The organism is Massilia sp. CT11-108, assembly GCF_047302915.1.
Lineage (GTDB): Bacteria > Pseudomonadota > Gammaproteobacteria > Burkholderiales > Burkholderiaceae_D > Telluria > Telluria orientalis.
The window spans coordinates 1-553 of sequence record NZ_JBKYMO010001190.1; the positions used below are offsets into that span (position 1 = coordinate 1).

Annotated in this window: 1 rRNA gene; it reads left to right on the forward strand. The window is 51.9% G+C overall.

The features are described from left to right. A 23S ribosomal RNA gene (locus tag ACEN88_RS33905) occupies positions 1 to 553 on the forward strand; the annotation flags it as partial.

Below are 553 nucleotides of genomic sequence, written 5' to 3' on the forward strand. Positions count from 1 at the left end.
ATAGGGGAGCCGTAGAGAAATCGAGTCCGAACAGGGCGACAGTCGCTGGGTGTAGACCCGAAACCAGGTGATCTACCCATGGCCAGGATGAAGGTGCGGTAACACGCCCTGGAGGTCCGAACCCACTAATGTTGAAAAATTAGGGGATGAGCTGTGGGTAGGGGTGAAAGGCTAAACAAACCTGGAAATAGCTGGTTCTCTCCGAAAACTATTTAGGTAGTGCCTCAAGTATCACCATCGGGGGTAGAGCACTGTTATGGCTAGGGGGTCATTGCGACTTACCAAACCATTGCAAACTCCGAATACCGATGAGTGCGAGCTTGGGAGACAGACGTCGGGTGCTAACGTCCGGCGTCAAGAGGGAAACAACCCAGACCGCCAGCTAAGGTCCCAAAGATTGGCTAAGTGGAAAACGAAGTGGGAAGGCTAAAACAGTCAGGATGTTGGCTTAGAAGCAGCCATCATTTAAAGAAAGCGTAATAGCTCACTGATCGAGTCGTCCTGCGCGGAAGATGTAACGGGGCTAAGCCAGTCACCGAAGCTGCGGATATGT